Below are 20,725 nucleotides of genomic sequence, written 5' to 3' on the forward strand. Positions count from 1 at the left end.
TCAGAGTCAGAGGATTACACACGAAGAGCCCTGGTCTGTCGGCTTTTCAGGCTGATCTGAGCTCGTGATTTCAGGTTCAACTATATTCCTTTGACTGGCTGCGGCCAGAATATCCGGATCAGATTTCAGACTGTTGCTGAAATATTTATAGATGCAAGGCTGTTGTGAGAGCAGTCGAAGAATAAATTTCTTGTCATTTTTAAGGGAATCATCAATGCATGCGAAGGCTAAGGGTTGCTCCTTAATGATAATTCTCAACAAGGCTTTATCGTTTCTTGCTTTCTCCCCGGCATCAAGAAGGGGAGACGCAATCTTTTTCACGGCCAACAGAACCACCTCGTGGTCATTCCTGAGCTTGCTGCTGGCATACTTGATTGCATGACCATCTTTTTTGACGGCAATCTTTACCAGCGTTCTATCATTTCTGAGACGATCGCTGGCATATTGTAAAAAATATGGATTTTGTTCTATTGCAGTTTTAGCGATGTCAACATCATCCTTCAATTTGTCATCGAGAGATGCAAATATCTTTGGATTTTGCTTAACCAGCAGAAGCACCAGACCTCTATCCTTATCCAAATCAAAGTCCTCACGCAAGAGTTTAATAGCAACATCACGTATGCGCCGCCAATCATCCAGACTAGCCATACAAAATAACAGTTCTTTTATAATTCCTGGTGCAGCCTTCGGCTCAAGGTGGCTGGTAGCAGTGGTCATGACTTGGCGAAGTTCCGTATGGTTATTCGAGTCCTCAGTTGTCTGAAGCCAGTCTTGGACTTCTTTGGCCATTTCATAAAAGAGCCTGTATTCACTTTCCAGATAATCAAGGAGCGAAACACGAGGTCCGTAGTGGTCTAGACGATCGTCGAAGTCACCATCCCTGCCCCCTGAGATTGAATCCAATAGCACGTATTTTTTGAAGCTTGTCTCATTTCTTATGATTGCATCCAATACCAGGCATTGTTTGTATGTCGACTTATTTAAGGGATCGTCCAGTCCGTTTTGGCACCTTTTAACCAGTGTTTCAAAATCCCACTGATCAGTAGCACCCTGATAAGAATTGCTGAGTGACATATCCATGTCGCGCAGTGCTGACAGAATAACCAACAATTTCACAGAGGCCTCCTGTAATGCTGATGTGGAATCAACCTGATTGCACTCTACGGTTATTTTACCCGTGCTTTGATTGAAGCGGATCGCCATTGGCCGTGAACTTTCATCAATCGATGCACAACGGAGTGTCTGGACCAAAAACCAGAAACGCTTCAATTTACCCTGTAGGTGCATGTTTCTCTGGTCTTGGGAAAAATCGTCCGAGATGTCGAGGCGGAGTGTACGGCCCTTGCCTCCCTCAGCCTGTTCCAGCATGGTTATGGTGCAGACGTGTTGTCCGAGGGATATAGTGGCAAAAGCAGCATCCGCCATGTTAAGCACACCTAGCTTCAATCCGGGAATATTCCTCAGTAACGAGATGCAATGGTGGTTTAATAGTCCGTAAGCGCCTGGGGGGCGCATATCAATCAGCGATCTCTTTTCAGCAAATTTGGTAATTTCTCCCTGTCCTGATGCTTTAGCCACCGGGGCAAGAGCTTTAACAAATCGCTTATGAAGCCAGTAAATCAGGTCATGAGCAGAATGGATAGCTGTCACTTCCTTGGGCTGGGTCAGTGTTTGCAATTTATCCCGCAAGGTCTGGCAATCCTTCAGCCATTGTCTGAAATTCGCAGGCTGGCTGGATACTTTCAGGCCAGTGGTCAGCGGTATGACCACTTTTGAACACAGGTTATCAATGGCATCTTTAAGGCTCTTGCATTGTTTTTCAAGGAGCTGGATTTCATTGCAAAAGGTTGGCACTTTAATGTGTGCTTTATCGGATTGAGACACTTTGGCCAGATCTAAAAAGTGCGTATAACCGGATACAAACAGTTGCAAATCATCCTGCAACAGCCGAATCTCCATGCCAAGCTGTTGCAACAGATCCGTTCGGTTTGCTGACATGCTCACGGCCTTGCTCCGCCTCGGACCAAGGCAGTGACTGAGTATTCGGTCAGGGAGAAAATAATCCAGCAAGCGGTTATTTTGGCGATTCAGCCAGCCAAAACCTTCGTCGATCCGGGTGAAGTCCGGGGGTTCTGCAGCACCTGTTGCGGGTGAGCTGACGGTCTCCTGTCCGGAATGGGTACTATTGGCCTCCCAGAAGGCAGACTGGTCGCCTGTCAGCAAATAGGCTCCGGGGCTGCCGGAAAAACTGCCTGCCACCAGTGTGACCTGTTGCCCGCTGGCTGCCTCAGAATATTGAGAACCAGCCACCAGACAGGGTATACCCGCCTGACGCAGGGTGATGGCAACATGATCGTTGGTTCCTCCCTGTTTGAACACGCAGCCGCCCAGACGTTTTAAAATATCCGGTGCCAGCATCCAGTCACTGCCGTGATTGGCAAGCAGAATGCTACCGGGCGGAATCTGTTCCGCGCTGACCAGCTCGTTGACCACCAGGGCCAGGCCACTGCAGTAACCTTCACTGACCAGGGTTCCTTCAGCCAAAGGCAGGGAGGGAGCGGCTGCACAGAAACGGCTACTGCCCGGCAGCTGGGTCACTGGTCGGCACTGGAAGACGAAGACATTCCCCCGGTTATCGACACCGAACTCCACATCCACCGGGCAATAGAACATATTTTCCAGCTGTTCTATATACTTCTGGACTTGTTGCAATATCTTGTCAGTAAGCCTGATGTCTTTTGCATTGCCGGTTGTCGCAATGCACTCTTCAACATAACCCTCTCCACCGGTGATTTTTTTCAGAACAAACTGGCTGCTAACGTCTCCCGGGGTAAATTGCCGATCCGGTTGACTGTTTTCGTCATCACTGCGTCTGATCGTATAGCGATGGGGGCGAATGCCTGCATTTCCGGAGACGGCCCCCCGTGGTTGCCCCTGTGCATATTCCAGCTGCATGGCATCGTCTTCCAAGGTTGAGTGGCTGATCACTACACCCCCCAGCCGACAATGGATGCACTGCTGCAGGACCAGCGCCATGGGTTTTACCTGCCCTTTCGGGCAGACCTCAGGCCGGTAGGCGGATGACAGGACTTGCAGGCAGGTTTTCAGGATATCGCCGCCACCATGAACCCGGGAATCATAGCGACCGGCCTGGGCATTGCCGAAGCGGTCTTCATCGACGCCGGAACTTCGGACGATGCAGGCTCCCCTGGCTTGTTGCCGAAGTAGGGTGTAGCAATGGTGAATCTCCCTGGCAGCACTGGTTTTTTTGACCTGTTGATAGAAATCCTCACTGGCAATAAATCCGGATAGCCCCTTGAGCCATTCTGATTGTTGCGGATGGGGGAGTTTGGTAACGATCGTGCGCAATTGTTCCAGACTGAATGATTTCTGGCTCCGCATGTTTATGTGTGGCAAAAAGGGCAACAGGCATTTTTTGGGGAAAGGCTGTTGCTCCAGCCTGGCGACCAGAGCAGTGTCAACCACAGTGAAGGGTGGAACCGGGATCCCGGCCTGCTGCATATGGTGCAGAAACAGTCCCTTGCCGCCCACAAAGGCCCGGTCATTGTTGGCTTGCAAGCTGGACAAGTCATGGCTGGCAGGCCTGCGGTTATCCGTATTCGGAAGTTTGATATCACGAGCAGGTAGTTGAGGACAAGAGAGGACAGTTTTGTCTGAATTATCCTTCATGCAGGGTGGGAAATCTTGCTTGGCAGAAATAACAGAACGAGCGAATGCAGATGCAGATGCTTTTTCGCATTTTGGCGAACAGGCAGATGTGGGTAATGCTAAGCCCGATGTTGTTAGCTGAGTGTTTTCCATGACTGTGATCTCCATAATCCTTTCTATATTTGACTGGTGTTTTTGAAAAAAGTTTCAACTATCCGTCAGTCTTATCCTCAACAGGGCTTCAATGTTTTTTGCTAACGACCTGGCATAGTCAAAGGAATAAATATTTCTTCTGGTAGCTGACAGAATCACATTATTGTCATTTTTGAGATCTTTACTGGCAGAGTGGAGAGCACAATCAATGATTATTGACGGCAAGCGATACCAGCGATGTATTGTTTCTGAGACGTTCGCTGGCAAAGGCTAATAAATCAGTTTCCTGTTCTATGGCAGTTTTAGCTATGTCAATATCATCCTTGAATAGGTCGGCGACATTTTTAAATATCCAAGGGTTTTGCCGAACCAGCAAAAGCACCAGATCCTTGTCATGATCTAAATCAAAGTCCTCACGCAGGAGTTCAATGCAAGCGTCCTGCAATGGCGAGCCGCTTGCAATAGCCATGGAAAGTAACAGTTCTTTTATTATTCTTGCGGCATCATTCGGCTCAAGGTCTTTGGTATCAGCATTAAATATTTGGCGAAGTTCTGAATTTGTGTTCGGATCTTCAGTTGCCTTAATACAATGACAAGCTTTATTGGCCATATCAAAAAACAGCTTGTATTCGCTATCCAGATAATCGAGGAAAGTATATTCATGATGCCAATAAGCAGCATCTCTGTCATTGATTGCATCCAATACCAGGCAATGTTTGAACGTCCGGTTATTTACTGGTTCGTCCAGCCCGTTTTGACACCTTTTAATCAGCGTTTCAAAATACCATTTGTCAGTATTTTTACTGAAATTAGATTGGTTGATTGATATATCCATGGAGGTGAGCCCGGACAGAATGTTCACCAATTTCACAAAGGCTTTCTGTAATGCTTGTGTGGAATTAACCTGGGTATACTCTATGATCATTTTCCCCGCGCTTTGATTGAAACTGATCGCCATTGGCCGTGAACTGCTATCAATTGATGCGCAACGGAGCGTCTGGACCAAAAACCAGAAACGCTTCAATTTACCTTGTAAGTGCTTGTTTTTCTCGTCTTGGGAAAATTTGTCCGAGATGTCAAGGCGGAGTGTTCGGCCCTTGCCTCCCTCAGCCTCTTCCAGCATGGTTATGGTGCAGACGTGCACTCCGAGGGTTGCATTAACAAAAGCGGCATCCGCCATATTTAGCATGTCTAGCTCTACTACAAAAAGTTTGCTCAGTACTGAGAGGCAATCGTCGTTTAATAGTCCGGGAACTCCCTGGGGGAGTATATCAATCAGCGTTCCATATAATGTAATATCGGTAATTTGTCCCTGACCGGATGCTTCAGCCACCGGGGCAAGAGCACTGACAAATCGCCGATGAAGCCAATAGATCAGGTCGTGGGCAGAATGGATATCGCTCATTCTTCCGGGCTGGTTCAGTTTTTGCAATTTATCCAGCAAGGTCTGGCAATCTCTCAGCCATTGTCTGAAATTCGTCCGTCGTCTGGGCAATTCTCCTTTGCTGGCCAGCGGCGTGACCACTTCTGAGTACAGGTCACCAATAGCATCCTTCAGGTAGCGCCATTGTTTTTTAAGGAGCGGGAGTTCATCGATAAAGTAACTGACTATCGAGCCCGCTGTAGACCCAATGGCCAGATCTAAAAAACGCTTATAACCGGTTATAAATCGTTGCAAATCGTCCTGCAGAAAATGAATCTCCATGCCAAGTTGTAGTAACAGATCCGATCGGTTTGCTGACATACTGATCGCCTTGCTTCGCCCTGGTCCAAGGCAGTGGCTTAGTAACCGGTCAGCGCGAAAGTAGTCCAGCAACCGGTTATTCTGGCGATTCAGCCAGGCAAAACCTTCGTCGACTCTGGTGAAGTCGGGCGGTTCTACAGGAGTGGTTGCGGGTAAGCCGATGATATCCTGGCCGGAAGTGATGCTGTTGGCCTGCCAGAAGGCAGACTGGTCGCCGGTTAGCAAACAGGCTCCTGGGCTGCCGGCAAAACTGCCTGCCACCAGTGTTACCTGTTGTCCGCTGCTCTGTCTTAATGCCTCAGAATACTGACAACCAGCCAACAGACAGGGTACACCCGCCTGGCGCAGGGTGATGGCAACATGATCGTTGGTCCCCCCTTGTCTGAACACGCAGCCGCCCAGACGTTCTAAAATATCGGGTGCCAGCATCCAGTCACTGGCGTGATTGGCAAACAGAAGGGTTCCGGGTGGAATCTGTTCTGCGCTGAGCGGTTCGGTGACTTCCATGGCCACACTACTACAGCAACCTTCACTCACCATGATTCCTTCAGCCATTGGCAGGGCGGGTGCTGGTGCAGAGAAACGGGTACTGCCCGGCAGCTGGGTCACTGGTCGGCACTGGAACACGTGGAGTTGTTGATCGCCATCCACGCCGAACTCAATATCGACCGGGCAACAGAACATATTTTCCAGCTTTTTTATGTATTTCTGCAGCTGTTGCAATATCTCGTCAGAGAGCGTCATGTCTTTTGCATCCGAGGTTGCCGAGGTGCTCTGCTCGATATAACCCGCTTCGCCGGTCTCTTCACTGGTGATTTTTTCCAGAACGAACTGTGTGGTAACGTCTCCAGCGGTAAATTGCCGATCTGGTTGACTGTTTTCGTCATCACTGCGCCTGATCCTGTAGCGATGAGGGCGGATGCCTGTATTCCCGGAGACCACCCCCCGGGGTTGACCCGGAGCAAATTCCACCTGAATGGTATCGTCCTGTAAGGTTGAGTGGCTGATCACTACCCCCCCCAGCTGACAATGAATGCACTGTTGCAGGATCAGCGCCATGGGTTTTACCTGCCCGTTCGGGCAGACTTCAGGCCGGTAGGCGGACGACAGGACTTGCAGGCAGGTTTGCAGGATATCGCCGCCACCATGAACCCGGGAATCATAGCGACCGGCCTGGGCATTGCCGAAGCGGTCTTCATCGACGCCGGAACTGCGAATGATGCAGGCTTCGCTGGCTTGTTGCCGGAGCATAAAGAAGCAATGGCGAATGTCCCGGGCAACACTGATATTTTTGATCTGTCGATAGAAATCCTCACTGGCAATAAATCCGGATAACCCCTCAAGCCATTCTGATTGTTGCTGATGGGGGAGTTTGGTAACGATCGTGCGCAGTTGTTCCAGGCTGAATGATTCCTGGCTCCGGGTGTCAATATCTGGCAAAAAGGGCAACAGGCATTTTGCGGGGAAAGTCTGTTGCTCCAGCCTGGCGATCAGGGTTGTGTCAACCACAGTGAAGGGTGGAACCGGGATTCTGGCCTGCTGCATACGCTGCAGAAACAGCCCCTTGCCGCCCATAAAGGCCCGGGTTTGCCTGTCATTGCTGCTAGGCAAGGTGACAGGCTGCAAGTCATAGCTGACGGGCCTGCGGTTATCCGTATTCGGAAGTTTGATATCACGAGCAGTGAGTTCAGGACAAGAGAGATGAGTTTTGTCTGAATTATCCTTCATGCAAGGAGAGGAGTCTTGTCTGGCAGAAATAACAGAACGAGCGAATGCAGATGCTCTGTCGCAGTTTGGCTTACGGGCAGGTTTGAGTGAAGCAAGGCCCGATGTTGTTAGCTGAGTGTTTTCCATGACTGTGATTTCCATAATCCTGGTTAATTTCGACCAGTGCTTTTGAAAAAAGTTTCAACTAATCAGTCCGAGCTTAATTGAGGTGTGCGACTCGCATCCACTGAGCTGGCTATGAAGCAGGCAGCCTCTGTAGTGCATGGGATGCAGAGATTTGGCGTTGATCAGTATGAGATTTCCATCCTTTGCGCTGCAGCCTGGATGTCCGGATCAGATTTCAGTTTATCGCTAAGGTCTTCGTAAATGCAGGGATATCGTGAGAGCAGAGGCAGGACAAAATCCTTGTCATTTTTAAGAGATTCAGTAGCAAAGTACATGGCTTCCGGTTTTTCCTTAATGATTTTCCTCGACAGGGCTTCATTGTTTTTTACTGTCTGTCCGGCATAGTAAAAGGCAAAAGCATAGTTTCTGGTAGCTGACAAAACCACAGCGGGGTCATTTTTGAGATCTGTACTGGCATATTCGATGGCTCTACCACAATTATTGACGGCAATCGTCACTAGCGATTTATTATTTTTGAGATGATTGCTGGCATACTCTAATAAATCTCCTTGCTTTTTTATTGCAGATTCAGCTATTTCAATATCATTCTTAAATCGGTCGGCAATATATTCAAATACCCTTGGGTTATGGCGAACCAGGAATCTAACCTGAGCCCTGTCGTCATCTAAATTAAAGTCCTCACGCAAGAGTTCAATATAAGTGAGTGTCGATATGCTTCCAATGGCCATGTGAGCTAACAGTTCTTTTATTATTCTTGCGGCATCATCCGGCTCAAGGTGTTTGGTCGCTGAGCTAAGGATCTCGCGAAGTTCTGTATTTCGATTCGGAGCTTTGGATGTGTTAGTCTGGTGGCGAGCTCTTTTGGCCAATTCAAAGAAGAGTCTGTACTCGCTATCCAGATAATCGAAGAACGTATAATCATAATGCCATTCTGTCGGCATATATCGGCTAGTGATTGCATCCAGTACCAGACAATGTTTGTATATCCAGTTATTTTCAGGTTCGTCCAGCCCGTTTTGGCACTTTTTAACCAGTGTTTCAAAATACCACTTTTCAGAAGTGTCACCGGGATTAAATTTGTTGATTGATATATCCATGCTGGTGAGTCCTGACAGAATGGTCACCAATTTCACAAAGCCATCTTGCAATGCTCGTTTTGTATCAACCTGAGTGTATTCTATGGTCATTTTTCCCGCACTTTGATTGAAACTGATTGCCATTGGCCGTGAATTGCTATCAATGGATGCGCAGCGCAGTGTCTGGACCAAAAACCAGAAACGCTTCAGTTTGCCCTGTAAATTCCTGTTTTTCTCGTTTTGGGAAAACTTATCTGAGATGTCGAGGCGGAGTGTTCGGCCCTTGCCACCCTCGGCCTGTTCCAGCATGGTTATGGTGCAGGCATGTATTCCGAGTGTTGCACTAATCAAAGCGGCATCCATCATATTAAGCATGCGAAGACTGGCTACGTTAAGTATGCTCAGTACCGAGATGCAATTGTCGTTTAATAGTCCGGAAACGCCTCGGGGGAGTAAATCAATCAGGATTCTCTTTTCTGTAATTTCGGTAATTTTACCTTGGCCGGATGCTTCGGCCACCGGGGCGAGAGCGCTGACAAATCGCTGATGAAACCAGTAAATCAGGTCATGAGCAGAATGGATATCGCACACTTCTCTGGGTTGGGTCAGTTTTTGCAGTTTATCCTGCAAGGTCTGACAATCTTTGAGCCATTGTCCTAAATTCGTCCGCCGGGTGGGCAATTCTCCTTCCGTAGCCAGCGGCAAGAGCACTTTTGAGCAGAGACCATTAATGGCATCCTCCAGGTATTTACATTGTTTTTTGAGTGCCGTGAGTTCATTGACAAAAGGCTGGACTCCGGAAGATAGGGCGCCCGATTCAGAGCCTGCAGCCAGATATAAAAAGCGCTCATAACCGGTTAGAAATTGCTGCAAATCGTTCTGCAGAAGAAGAGTCTCCATACCGAGTTCCGGTAATAGATTCGTTCGGTTTGCTGACATACTCATTGCCTTGCTTCGACCCGGAGCAAGGCAGTGGTTTAGTAGTCTGTCGGCATGAAAGTAGTCCAGCAAGCGATTATTCTGGCGGTTCAGCCAGTCAAAACCTGTGTCGACTCTGGTGAAGTCGGGCGGTTCTGTGAGACAGCTTGAGGGTCGGCTTATGATATCCTCACCAGAAGTCCTGCTATTGGCCTGCCAGTAGGCAGACTGGTCGCCGGTCAGCAAACAGGCTCCGGGGCTGTCGGCAAAACTGCCTGCCACCAGCGTTACCTGTTGTCCGCTGCTCTGTCTTAATGCCTCAGAATACTGACAACCAGCCAACAGACAGGGTATACCCGCCTGACGCAGGGTGATGGCAACATGATCGTTAGTTCCTCCCTGTTTGAACACGCAGCCACCCAGACGTTTTAAAATATCAGGTGCCAGCATCCAGTCACTGGCGTGATTGGCAAACAGAATGGCACCGGGTGGAATCTGTTCTGCGCTGACCGGTTCGGTGACTGCCAGGGCCACACCACTGCAGCAACCTTCACTGACCATGATTCCTTCAGCCAGTGGCCGGGCTGGCGCAGGTGCAGAGAAACGGGTACTGCCCGGCAGCTGAGTCACTGGTCGACTCTGGAACAGGTGGAGTTGCAGATCGCCATCCACGCCGAACTCAGCATCGACCGGGCAACAGAACATATCTTCGAGCTTTTCTATGTTTTTCTGCAGTTCTTGCAATATCTTGTCAGAGAGCATGATGTCTTTTGCATCGGTGGTTGCCGTCTTGCTGCGTTCGATATAACCCGCTTCACCGGTCTCTTCATCGGTGATTTTTTCCAGGACAAACTGTGTCGTAACATCACCCGGGGTAAATTGCCGATCTGGTTGACTGTTTTCGTCATCACTGCGCTTGATCGAATAGCGATGGGGGCGGATACCTGTGGTTCCGGAGACCGCCCCCCGGGGTTGACCCAGTGCATATTCCACCTCAATGGTATTGTCCTTTAGTGTTGAGTGGCTGATCACTGCGCCCCCCAGCAGGCAATGAATGCACTGCTGCAGGACCAGCGCCATGGGCTTTACCTGTCCGTTCGGGCAGACTTCAGGCCGGTAGGCGGATGACAGGACTTGCAGGCAGGTTTTCAGGATATCGCCGCCACCATGAACCCGGGAATCATAGCGACCGGCCTGGGCGTTGCCGAAGCGGTCTTCATCGACGCCGGAACTGCGGACGATACAGGCTCCACTGGCTTGTTGCCGAAGTCTGAAGTAGCGATGGCGAATACCCCGGGCAGCACTGATATTTTCTACTTGTTGATAGAAATCCTCACTGGCAATAAACCCGGATAAACCCTTAAGCCATTCTGATTGTTGCGGGTGGGGGAGTTTGGTAACGATCGTGCGCAGTTGTTCCAGGCTGAATGATTGCTGACTCTGCGTGTCTATATCTGGCAAAAAGGGCAACAGGCATTTTGCGGGGAAAGGCTGTTGCTCGAGCCTGGCGATCAGGGTTGTGTCAACCACCGTGAAGGGTGGAACCGGGATTCCGGCCTGTTGCATACGGTGCAGAAACAATCCCTTGCCGCCTATAGAGGATCGGATTTGCTCGTCTTTGATGAGAGTTGAAAAGTCAGCTGGCAAGTCATGGCTGGCAGGCTTGCTATTTTTCGTATCCGGGCATTCGATACCACGAGCGGATAGCGGAGTAAAAGACGTGAAAGCTTCACCTGGATCAACCTTCATTAACCGCAGCTGCTTGTGAGGAGGGCTCTCATGATCGTTAGGAGTGATAGAACGGCTGAGTGCATACGCTGCCTGACCACCCGACAACCGGGCAGATTTGTCCTCAGTCGGGCCTGATCTTGTTGGTTGAATGCTATCCATAGCCTTAATTTCCTTGATTTCGTTGATTACCTTTATATGAGACCGGTACTTTTGAAAAAAGTTTCAATAAATCAACATCAGGCCTCTGCTTGCACAGAGAGACCAGAATGAGAGCTGTTTCTTGAGGGTTGTAGCGAAATTTCCGGGCGACCTTCGAAAATAGCAGACACCCACCCTGAATATATTGAGAAATCTCTGGGAACGCTGAGTGCAGATGATTATATCCACTGGGTTAAAGCACTTTGGAAACGGCGTGGTCAAAAGCCCTTTTACCGGCGATGGCCAGAAAAAGTCAAAGTAGGGCAGCAACAAATAGTTGAACTGCAAAGGTCCCCTGGCCTCAGCCATTGTCGATCTGTGCAACCTGCCTCCCTGGCACAACCAGAAGCGTTGCAATTTCTCGTCGACGCCTTCAGAGTACCCCTTCAGAGTACCACCGGTTTTGCCTAATGCCATGGATAACGAAGAGACCATTCTGAGAATACTACAGCATTATCACCGTCGCCCCGGGCCAGAGCGAGTTATCCAATGCCTTGGCAGTGACACATTTCCCGGGGTATGGAAGCCTGATCACAACTGCAGTCATGTATTGCGGGCCTGGTGGTTAAGGAGAAGCGCTTCAGGGGATATGACGAGAAAGGTAAGGTAAACCTGCAGAAAATGCTGGTGCCCGTGAAGGTTCCGCCTGATCGTAATTAAGCGAAGACGCAACAAGGCTGGCTGGAACAGAAGCAGGTAGCCCTCATGCAATAGCTACTGCTTCCTTCGACCGCTGCCATTCCAGAAGCTCTTTAATGGCTTTAATCACTTCTTCAACACCATGAATAATAGGGCTTGAATTGAGGTGGGTACTCTGTTTGAGGCTGGTTTCAAGCTCCAGACAGGCTTTCAGAAGTTTTGGTGCCGCGCAATATCGGCAAGCTCCGTGAAGTCTGTGAACCCGATCCAGTAACGGCTCATGGAGATGGTTTCGGAAGCTCTCTTCGATGGTCTGCAAATCCTCTGGCAAACCATCAAGTAGCATGTCCAGCATTTCTCTGGCCAGTTCCCGGTTGCCGGCTGCCAGTTGTATGCTCTTCTCCACGTCTATTGGTGAGGAGTCAGCCTCTAGCTGAACGGATAGGCTCTCTTCAGTCGGGTCATCCGGTGCCTGCACTGAATTGCCTGTCCAGTGACTGATGGTAGAGACCAGCTGACGGGTGTTGACGGGCTTGGTCATATAGTCGTCCATCCCGCTTTGCAGGATCTGCTTGCGTTCTTCAGGCAGTGCGTGGGCAGTCACTGCAATAATAGGAATACGGTTGTAAATAGTGTTGATATTTCTGATTCGACGAGTCGTTTCCAAGCCATCAATCTCAGGCATCTGAACATCCATCAGTATCAGGTCGAAGATTTTCTGATGGCAACATTCAATGGCTTCAAAACCATTTTTGGCAGTGACTACAGACTGATCCATTTTTAACAGAATGGTTTCCAATAGCTTAAGGTTGACCTCATTATCATCCACGATCAGGATATCCAGTTTTTTTTCAAACACTGCTTTGGCAGGTCGCATGACATCGGCTCCGGGGGCGGGGTTCGAAGTCATCCCTTTAATCGCCCGCAAGAGCTTGTTTCTGGCTACGGGTTTAAGGAGGCAGTGAATCCCTGAGGGCAGAGTATCCAGCAGGTTGCTGCTACCGGCCACGGCAAGAATCAGAACCGGGCTTTGCTGGAGATAGTTTACGGCGATTTTTAGGGTGCGCTGCAGATGATCGTCACCCTGGCTCAGCAGAAGCAGGTCATGGTTGTTATGAGTTTCAACGTAAGTCTGCAGTTCTGACAAAGACTGAAAAGAAGTGACTTTTAATCCCAGGCTCTGTGCCTGATGCCCTATGGAAAGCCTGGAGAGTTCCTGAGGCTCGTAAAGTAATACATGACGGCAGCCGGGTAAGGGCTCCGGCTTAAACAGAAGGCTCTCATCTTTTATCGAACGGACTCGAATGGTAAACCAGAAAGTAGAGCCTCTGCCCAGATCAGAATCGAGTCCGATTTCCCCCTGCATCTGTTCGACAAGACTTTTGCTGATGGCGAGTCCCAAACCAGTACCACCGGCTTGTCGTGTTCTGCTGGAGTCAGCCTGAGAGAAAGATTTGAAAATGCGGGAGTGCTGTTCAGACGTCAGCCCTGAACCAGTATCTGTGACGGTAAACTTAAGTGTATGGATGTCAGCGTCATCCACTTGCTCCAGCATGACTCGAATGGCGACACTGCCGTAATTGGTGAACTTGATGGCGTTGCTTACCAGGTTGGTCAGAATCTGGGAGAGCCGCAGCTTGTCGCCAATGATATCTTCAGGAGTATCTTCATAAATGAAACTGACCAGTTCCAGCGATTTATGGTGTGCCGCAGGGGCCATAATAGCCAGGACATCGTCGATCACTTCCCGGATACTGAGTTGCTGATTGTCCAGTTCGAGCTTGCCTGCCTCGATTCTGGAGAAGTCGAGAATGTCATTCAGTATGGTCATAAGACCCTGGGCAGATTTCTCAATAGTGCACAGATACTCCCTTTGCTGTGATTTAAGTTCCGTTTCAAGCAGTAGGGCAGTGTAGCCGGAAATACCGTTTAGAGGTGTCCGAATTTCATGGCTCATATTGGCCAGGAATTCACTTTTACTCTTATAGGCTTCGAGTGCTTCTTTTCGGGCCAGGTCCAACTCAACATTCTGGATTTCTATGGTTTCCAGAGTTTCGTGTAATTCATTGGTGGATAAGTCAGCGCTTCTTTGCAACACCTCCCGGGAGTGAGTGAGCCGCTCGAGCAGTCTGTTGATAGCCAGCTCCAGTGTAAAGTAGAGACTCCCGGGAGAGGCTTCCAGTCGGCTATCCTGATCATCTGCATCGATTTTATCCATAGCATCGGCGATGGCCCGCATGGGGTTTATCAGGGAGCGGGACAGCTTCATGTAGAGAGAAAGGACAATGCCAATAGCCAGAGCCAGCAGAATAACGGCCACAAGAGTGGCTCTGTGTTTTTGTATACGTGTTTCCGAATAAGCGTATTCAATCTGCAGCCAGCCAAGGGTTTCAGTTGAATCACCACTGAGTCGAACCACGGGGGTAATAGCTCTTAAGGTATCCCGGGTGGTGAAAAGAGTCAGAGCGTCGGGAAGTGGTTGATCTATGCCTACAGGGAGCAGGTTGGGGCCGGTATGAAGTAATTCCCTGCCATTTCGATCGAGCAGGCTGACTGCCCTGATATCAGTATCATCCAGAATCCGGACCGCCAAATCACGGGTGTTCTGCATCTCACCGCTTTCTATTGAATAAACTACAAGCGTCGCCAGCTTGCGAGTCATGTCTCTGGCTTTCGTGGTCAGCTGCTGGTCAAGTCCGGCTAAATGTGCCCAGAGATAGAGGCTGCACGTAAGGGCAGAGATGAGTGTGCCCGGTAGCAGTGCTAAAACAAGAATCCTGCGCTGAACAGTCTGGAAAGATGTTTTCATAAGTAATAATTGTACAGACTGGATTATTATCATTTATGCTGGGGGCATCATAAGAGTTATGTGTCAGTTTTGGAAGTTTTGGTTTAGGAAGTTTTGGTTTAGAGAGTATGGATTACCCCACAATCGAGTCGCTGGTAGGCAACACTCCTCTTATTCGGCTGCAGAGGCTTTCTGCCGGGCGAGGGAACACTATTCTGTTGAAGATGGAAGGAAATAACCCCGCCGGATCGGTCAAGGATCGTCCTGCGCTCTCCATGATATCTGAGGCGCAAGCCAGGGGCGTCATCCAGCCCGGTGATAATCTGATCGAAGCGACCAGTGGTAACACCGGTATAGCCCTGGCCATGGCTGCTGCTATCAAGGGTTATCGAATGATTCTGATCATGCCCGATAACATGAGCGAAGAACGCAAGGGTGCCATGGCTGCTTATGGTGCAGAGCTTAAAATGGTGAGCAAGGAAGAGGGTATGGAAGGGGCCCGGGATCTGGCGCTGGAAATGGAAAAGCAAGGTCTGGGCAAAGTGCTCAACCAGTTCGCTAATCAGGATAATCCTCTGGCGCATTACAAAGGCACCGGCCCTGAAATCTGGCAGCAGACTGGTGGTGAGATCACCCACTTTGTCAGCTCCATGGGTACTACCGGCACCATCATGGGTACCTCAAGGTTCCTGAAAGAACAGAACCCGGATATCCAGATTGTAGGTCTGCAACCTGCTGATGGAGCCAGCATTCCCGGTATTCGGCGCTGGCGACCGGAATACCTGCCGGAAATATTCGATGACAGTCGTGTAGACAGAGTGATGGATATCCATCAGTCCGAAGCCGAAGAAACCATGAAAACCCTGGCCAAAAAAGAAGGTATATTCTGCGGTGTATCTTCCGGTGGCTCTGTCGCGGGAGCATTAAGACTGGCTGAAGAAGTGGAAAATGCCACCATCGTCTGCATTATCTGTGACCGGGGTGATCGTTATCTTTCTACCAACGTCTTTAACCGATAGGGGAATCAACGCATTGACTGTGTCGTCTAAAAGCGGGTTCAAAAAACATTTACACAGTCATTGCTCTCCAGTACTGAAATTTTATACAGCTGTAGGTACAATTCTCAACGGTATTAATTTTTACGCAGCTATTCCCGTGAAAATACAGCATTATTCACTCCGGCACTGCTTCTTGTTGTGAGGGGCTGTGTTGTTTCGTTGACAGGCTGCGTGTGTATTTCTGAATCTGAAGGATACAGTTTCATGCGATCTCAGAAGGCTTCTCCGGGCGCCAGACGTCGGGTCGTTGGAGAAGTTCTTGTACAGGGTCTTTCCCATGATGGTCGGGGTCTTGCCCGATTAAAAGGCAAAACCCTTTTTGTCGATGGGGCGCTTCCCGGGGAGCAGGTTTCGGTCCTGCTGACAGAAGATCGACGTCGTTTCAGCAGTGGTCGGGTCACTGATATAGAGTCTGCTTCAGATGAGCGGGTCTCTCCTCCCTGCCGACATTTTAAAGTCTGTGGTGGTTGCAGCCTGCAATACTGGTCCCATGAGGGCCAGCTTCAGGGCAAACAAATTATTGTACTGGATCAGTTGCAGCGGTTTTCGTCGCTGACGCCCATGGCAATAGCTGAACCTCTGGCTTCTCAACCCTATGGTTATCGTTATCGTGCCCGTTTGTCGATCCTTTGGAAGAAGGGCCACTTATCACTCGGGTTCAGGGAGAGAAGCAGTAAACAGATTGTCGATGTTCGTGAGTGTCCGGTCCTGGCAGAACCCTTGCAGTCACTACCGGCGTTGCTGCGAGACTGTTTACCAGAACTGAACCAGCGAGAAGCGATCAGTCATGCTGAACTGTTGCTGGCTGATTCCGGCCGCGCCATTCTGCTCAGACACACCAGGGGGTTGCCGCCCGAGGATTTGAACAGGCTGGAAGCAATGGCCCGGGAGCAGCAATTGCACCTGTACCTGATGGGGGATGAGAAGCTTACCCGTTGCCTCTACTCTCCGGTGGCTGATCCCTGGCTGTATTACCGGATACCGGAGATGGACCTTAGGTTTCAGTTCAGGCCAACAGACTTTACCCAGGTCAACTGGCCTGTTAATTGTCAAATGGTGGCACAGGCTCTGGATTGGCTGGAATTGACACCGCAAGACCGGGTGCTGGATCTTTTTTGTGGTCTTGGCAATTTTTCTCTGGCAATGGCCAGAAAGACAACTTCTGTCGTTGGTGTCGAGGGCAGTGCGGGGGCTGTTGAGAGAGCTGCATTCAATGCCGGTCTGAATGGTCTGAAAAACACCCACTTTTATCAGGCCAACCTTGCTGCTCTGGTTGAGGGGAACAAGTCAGGGGAGGGCTGGTTGCATCAACATTACGACGCCATGTTGCTGGACCCTCCCAGAACCGGTGCTATTGAAATTATTGAACACATGAAAGGTCATATACCCGATCGGTTGCTTTATATCTCGTGCAACCCTGCAACCCTGGCCAGAGATGCCGGAGCCCTCGCCCAACAGGGGTTCAAGCTGGTCAGATTAGGCGTGATGGACATGTTCCCGCAAACCGGGCATGTCGAATCCATGGCACTTTTTAAACAGTCCTGATTCAGGAGATCCCTTCATTCAGGCAGTGCCTCCGAAGAAATAAGTGGAAAACTTGCATGGTAAAGGTAAGAGAAGATCATCCCGTTCGCTTTGATGGCTCCATCGATTTGGATGCCTGGCTGGTGCGTATGCAGGAAAGCTTTGGTGTGACCGGAACGGATCGCCTCAGGGCTGCCTGTGAACTCAGTCGTTGGGCCGAGCTTGAGGCTCGTCAGCAGGCAGATACTGTCTGGCCTACAGGTTTGGGTTGTTTTCGTACCGGCCTTGAGATGGTTGAAATCCTTGCAGAGCTGAGGCTGGATACTGAAACGCTGGTGGCTGCTGCTCTCTATCGGGCTGTTCGTGAACACAGACTGTCCATGAAACAGGTGGAAGAAGACTTCGGCAAGACCGTCGTTCGTCTGATTAAAGATGTTCAGGGTATGGCCGCCATCAGTGAACTCCTTAACCCGGCCAGAACCCAGGTACTGGATCAGAGTCAGGACCAGCTGGAAAAAGTCCGCAAGATGCTGGTTTCTATTATTGACGATGTTCGGGTAGCACTGCTCAAGCTGGCAGAGCGTACCTGTGCCATCAGAGCTTTGAGAGATGCTGATAAAGACAAGCGCCGCCGGGTGGCCCGTGAGGTTTTTGAAATCTATGCCCCCCTGGCTCACCGCCTGGGTATCGGTTATATCAAGTGGGAGCTGGAAGATCTTTCCTTCCGCTATCTGAATCCTCAGGATTACAAACGTATTGCCCGCCTGCTGGATGAGAAAAGAACCGATCGCCAGCAATATATTGACCATGTTGTCGATCAACTCAGGCAAGCGCTGGGTGAAGCTCAGATAGAAGCCAATGTTTATGGTCGCGCGAAACACATCTACAGCATCTGGCGAAAAATGAAACGCAAGGGGCTGGACTTCAGGGACCTTTATGACATTCGTGCTTTTCGGGTGATTACCAGAGAAGTCAGGGATTGCTACGCGGCTCTGGGTGTTGTGCACTCTCTGTTTAATCATATCCCTCAGGAATTCGATGATTACATCGCAACGCCCAAGGAGAATGGTTATCGCTCCCTGCACACAGCGGTCTTTGGACCGGAAGGCAAAACGCTTGAGGTACAGATTCGAACCGAAGCGATGCATGAAGAAGCTGAGCTGGGTGTTTGTGCCCACTGGAAGTACAAGGGCACCGACGTTAATACCAAAAGTGACAGTTATGAAGAAAAGCTCAACTGGCTGCGTAATGTCATGGAGTGGCATGAAGAGTTGGGTGATCTGGGAGGCATCGCTGAAGAGTGGCGTTCTGATGTCGAGCCGGATCGTATTTATGTGTTCACAAAAGCAGGTCATGTAGTGGATCTGTCTCTGGGTGCTACGCCCATTGATTTTGCTTTCAGAATTCATTCAGAAGTGGGTTTGAAGTGTCGCGGCGCTAAGGTGGGAGGCCGCATTGTGCCTCTGAATCACAATCTTAAAACCGGAGATCAGGTAGAAATTCTGACCGGACCTAATGTTCAACCCAGTCGTGACTGGCTCAACCCGGATCTCGGTTATGTCAATACCAATCGGGCAAGAGCCAAAATTACCAACTGGCTGAAAAAGCAGGATCGCGACTCCAATATTGTTGATGGCAGTAGTCAGCTCAATGCTGAACTCAAACGTCTGGCTCTGACGGGCGTTGATTTCAACGATCTCCTGCCTCAGACGCCCTTTAAGGAAATGGATGATATGTACGCAGCCATCGGAGCTGGCGATTATCGTGTCACCCAGGCCGTAGCCCTGGCTCAAAGAGAGCTGGAGCCGGAAGCAGAAAAAGAGTTTGAGATACGTACCCGGGCACCTCAGGAAAAAGTGTCAGACAGTACTATCACCATTGACGGGGTGGGTAATCTGATGACCCAGATGGCCGGCTGCTGTCAACCGGTGCCCGGTGATCCCATCATAGGCTATATCACGATCGGCCGTGGTGTCACCATTCACCGACAGGACTGCAATAACGCCCTGAATCTTCAGGAGCTGGAACCGGAAAGGCTGATTGAGGTGAACTGGGGCTATTCTCCGGAATACATGTACCCGGTGGAAATTATCATCACCGCCTATGACCGCTCAGGGTTGCTGCGCGATATTACCATTGTTCTGGCTAATGAGCGTGTCAACGTTCTCTCAGTACAGACGCGAACCAGCAAGGAAGACAACATTGCCAATATGTTGTTGACGGTTGAAGTTCAGAGTCTGCAGCAACTGAGTAAAGTCCTGGCTAAAGTCAATCAGCTGCCCAACGTGGTCGAAGTTGCGCGTTATCGCAAGGAAGGCAGATGAGTCAGAGTAGCCTGGAGGATATGCTGTATCTTATGAGCAGGCTTCGGGACCCCGAAGCTGGTTGCCCCTGGGATCTGGAGCAGAACTTTACGACTATAGCCCCCTATACACTGGAAGAGACCTGTGAAGTTCTGGAGGCCATTGCCAGCGAGGATTTTGAAAACCTTCGTGAAGAACTCGGTGATTTGCTGTTTCAGGTAGTGTTTCATTCAAGAATGGCAGAAGAGGCCGGGCTCTTTGATTTTCATCAGGTCGCTGCTGGTCTGGTGGAGAAAATGGTGCGTCGTCATCCCCATGTTTTCCCTGACGGAACCCTGGAATCCAGAATGTCGCCGAATGATGACACCACTTCCGATCAAGTCGTTGAAAGTTGGCAGGCGATCAAGCAGAAAGAGAAACTGGCAAGGGGGGAGAAGACTTCAGAGTCGGCCATGCCGTCAAAATTACCGGCTGCTTTACCCTCGTTAACAAGAGCGTTCAAACTGCAAAAAGCGGCTGCAAAGGTCGGTTTTGACTGGCCAGAAGTCGAACCCGTGTTTGACAAGATTCAGGAAGAAATGGAAGAAATTCGTGAAGCTGTGCGAGAACAGCAGGGCAATGATCGGATTGCAGAAGAAATAGGTGATCTGATGTTTGCCTGTGTCAATCTTGCGCGTCATCTTTCAGTGGATGCGGACTTGTCATTGCGCAAAGCCAGTGACAAGTTTGAGAAGCGTTTTCGAACCATGGAATTAAGGGCTGCTGAAGAAGGCCATGAGTTTCATCAGTTAACACTGGAAGAAATGGAAGCGTACTGGCAGCTGGGAAAAGTTCGTTAGTGGGCTTTTTTGACCCTTTGCAGAAATAACATTGACATTTTTCCACCCTGGCCCCATGAAAGGCACGACATTGAAAAAATAGCAGAGCAAGATGCTTGACTCTTTACATAATGCGCGGAGTGATAGACCTGATTAGAAAAAAAACGAACATGTTTGAACATTGGTTGACTTAAATCAATGGTTTTGCGTTGATGAGTTTTGTTGTTGTTTGAAATAATCTGCCCGCTGTCG

Annotated in this window: 9 protein-coding genes; 5 read left to right on the forward strand and 4 right to left on the reverse strand. The window is 49.7% G+C overall.

Annotated elements, in window-relative coordinates:
• Positions 1 to 6: 6 nt before the first annotated feature.
• From ACOJUN_RS19520 to ACOJUN_RS19530, 3 genes are all read right to left on the reverse strand, one after another.
• Complete coding sequence (locus tag ACOJUN_RS19520; RefSeq protein ID WP_422133560.1) at positions 7 to 3,822, reverse strand: DUF4116 domain-containing protein; 3,816 nt, start codon at positions 3,820 to 3,822, stop codon at positions 7 to 9.
• Positions 3,823 to 4,027: 205 nt separating this feature from the next.
• The gene (locus tag ACOJUN_RS19525; protein WP_422133561.1) at positions 4,028 to 7,420 is read right to left on the reverse strand and encodes a PEP/pyruvate-binding domain-containing protein; all 3,393 of its coding nucleotides are present in this window, start codon (positions 7,418 to 7,420) and stop codon (positions 4,028 to 4,030) included.
• A 161-nt stretch (positions 7,421 to 7,581) separates the two neighbouring features.
• Positions 7,582 to 11,304, reverse strand: a complete 3,723-nt coding sequence (locus ACOJUN_RS19530; RefSeq protein ID WP_422133562.1) for a DUF4116 domain-containing protein — start codon at positions 11,302 to 11,304, stop codon at positions 7,582 to 7,584.
• 316 nt (positions 11,305 to 11,620) lie between these two features.
• Between ACOJUN_RS19530 and ACOJUN_RS19535 the strand changes: the two genes are divergently transcribed.
• A complete protein-coding gene (locus ACOJUN_RS19535; RefSeq protein WP_422133563.1) occupies positions 11,621 to 11,953 on the forward strand; it encodes a hypothetical protein in 333 nt (110 codons plus the stop codon).
• Between the two features lie 93 nt (positions 11,954 to 12,046).
• Here ACOJUN_RS19535 and ACOJUN_RS19540 read toward each other — a convergent pair whose 3' ends face one another.
• Positions 12,047 to 14,791: a response regulator gene (locus ACOJUN_RS19540; RefSeq protein WP_422133564.1), complete on the reverse strand. Its 2,745-nt coding sequence runs from the start codon at positions 14,789 to 14,791 to the stop codon at positions 12,047 to 12,049.
• Between the two features lie 107 nt (positions 14,792 to 14,898).
• Here ACOJUN_RS19540 and cysM point away from each other — a divergent pair, with 107 nt between their 5' ends.
• The 4 genes from cysM to mazG all read left to right on the forward strand — a co-directional run bounded on the left by cysM (position 14,899) and on the right by mazG (position 20,494).
• The gene (gene cysM / locus ACOJUN_RS19545) at positions 14,899 to 15,789 is read left to right on the forward strand and encodes a cysteine synthase CysM (RefSeq protein ID WP_422133565.1); all 891 of its coding nucleotides are present in this window, start codon (positions 14,899 to 14,901) and stop codon (positions 15,787 to 15,789) included.
• A 243-nt stretch (positions 15,790 to 16,032) separates the two neighbouring features.
• Positions 16,033 to 17,373, forward strand: coding sequence for a 23S rRNA (uracil(1939)-C(5))-methyltransferase RlmD (rlmD, locus tag ACOJUN_RS19550; protein ID WP_422133566.1), 1,341 nt, complete (start codon positions 16,033 to 16,035; stop codon positions 17,371 to 17,373).
• 56 nt (positions 17,374 to 17,429) lie between these two features.
• Positions 17,430 to 19,676 carry a GTP diphosphokinase gene (relA, locus tag ACOJUN_RS19555; RefSeq protein ID WP_422133567.1) on the forward strand — a complete coding sequence of 749 codons (2,247 nt, stop codon included), beginning with the start codon at positions 17,430 to 17,432 and terminating at the stop codon, positions 19,674 to 19,676.
• A complete protein-coding gene (gene mazG / locus ACOJUN_RS19560) occupies positions 19,673 to 20,494 on the forward strand; it encodes a nucleoside triphosphate pyrophosphohydrolase (protein WP_422133568.1) in 822 nt (273 codons plus the stop codon). Before relA ends, mazG begins: the two co-directional genes overlap by 4 nt.
• Positions 20,495 to 20,725 lie beyond the last annotated feature (231 nt).

Source organism: Endozoicomonas sp. ALD040 (assembly GCF_049275945.1).
In the GTDB taxonomy this organism is placed as follows: domain Bacteria; phylum Pseudomonadota; class Gammaproteobacteria; order Pseudomonadales; family Endozoicomonadaceae; genus Endozoicomonas_A.

What these genes read in the sequence shown, in the direction of transcription:
- ACOJUN_RS19520 (WP_422133560.1), bottom strand. Translation starts at nt 3,822, where the DNA reads ATGGAAAACACTCAGCTAACAACATCGGGCTTAGCATTACCCACATCT.
- ACOJUN_RS19525 (WP_422133561.1), bottom strand. Translation starts at nt 7,420, where the DNA reads ATGGAAAACACTCAGCTAACAACATCGGGCCTTGCTTCACTCAAACCT.
- ACOJUN_RS19530 (WP_422133562.1), bottom strand. Translation starts at nt 11,304, where the DNA reads ATGGATAGCATTCAACCAACAAGATCAGGCCCGACTGAGGACAAATCT.
- ACOJUN_RS19540 (WP_422133564.1), bottom strand. Translation starts at nt 14,791, where the DNA reads ATGAAAACATCTTTCCAGACTGTTCAGCGCAGGATTCTTGTTTTAGCA.
- cysM (WP_422133565.1), top strand. Translation starts at nt 14,899, where the DNA reads ATGGATTACCCCACAATCGAGTCGCTGGTAGGCAACACTCCTCTTATT.
- rlmD (WP_422133566.1), top strand. Translation starts at nt 16,033, where the DNA reads ATGCGATCTCAGAAGGCTTCTCCGGGCGCCAGACGTCGGGTCGTTGGA.
- relA (WP_422133567.1), top strand. Translation starts at nt 17,430, where the DNA reads ATGGTAAAGGTAAGAGAAGATCATCCCGTTCGCTTTGATGGCTCCATC.
- mazG (WP_422133568.1), top strand. Translation starts at nt 19,673, where the DNA reads ATGAGTCAGAGTAGCCTGGAGGATATGCTGTATCTTATGAGCAGGCTT.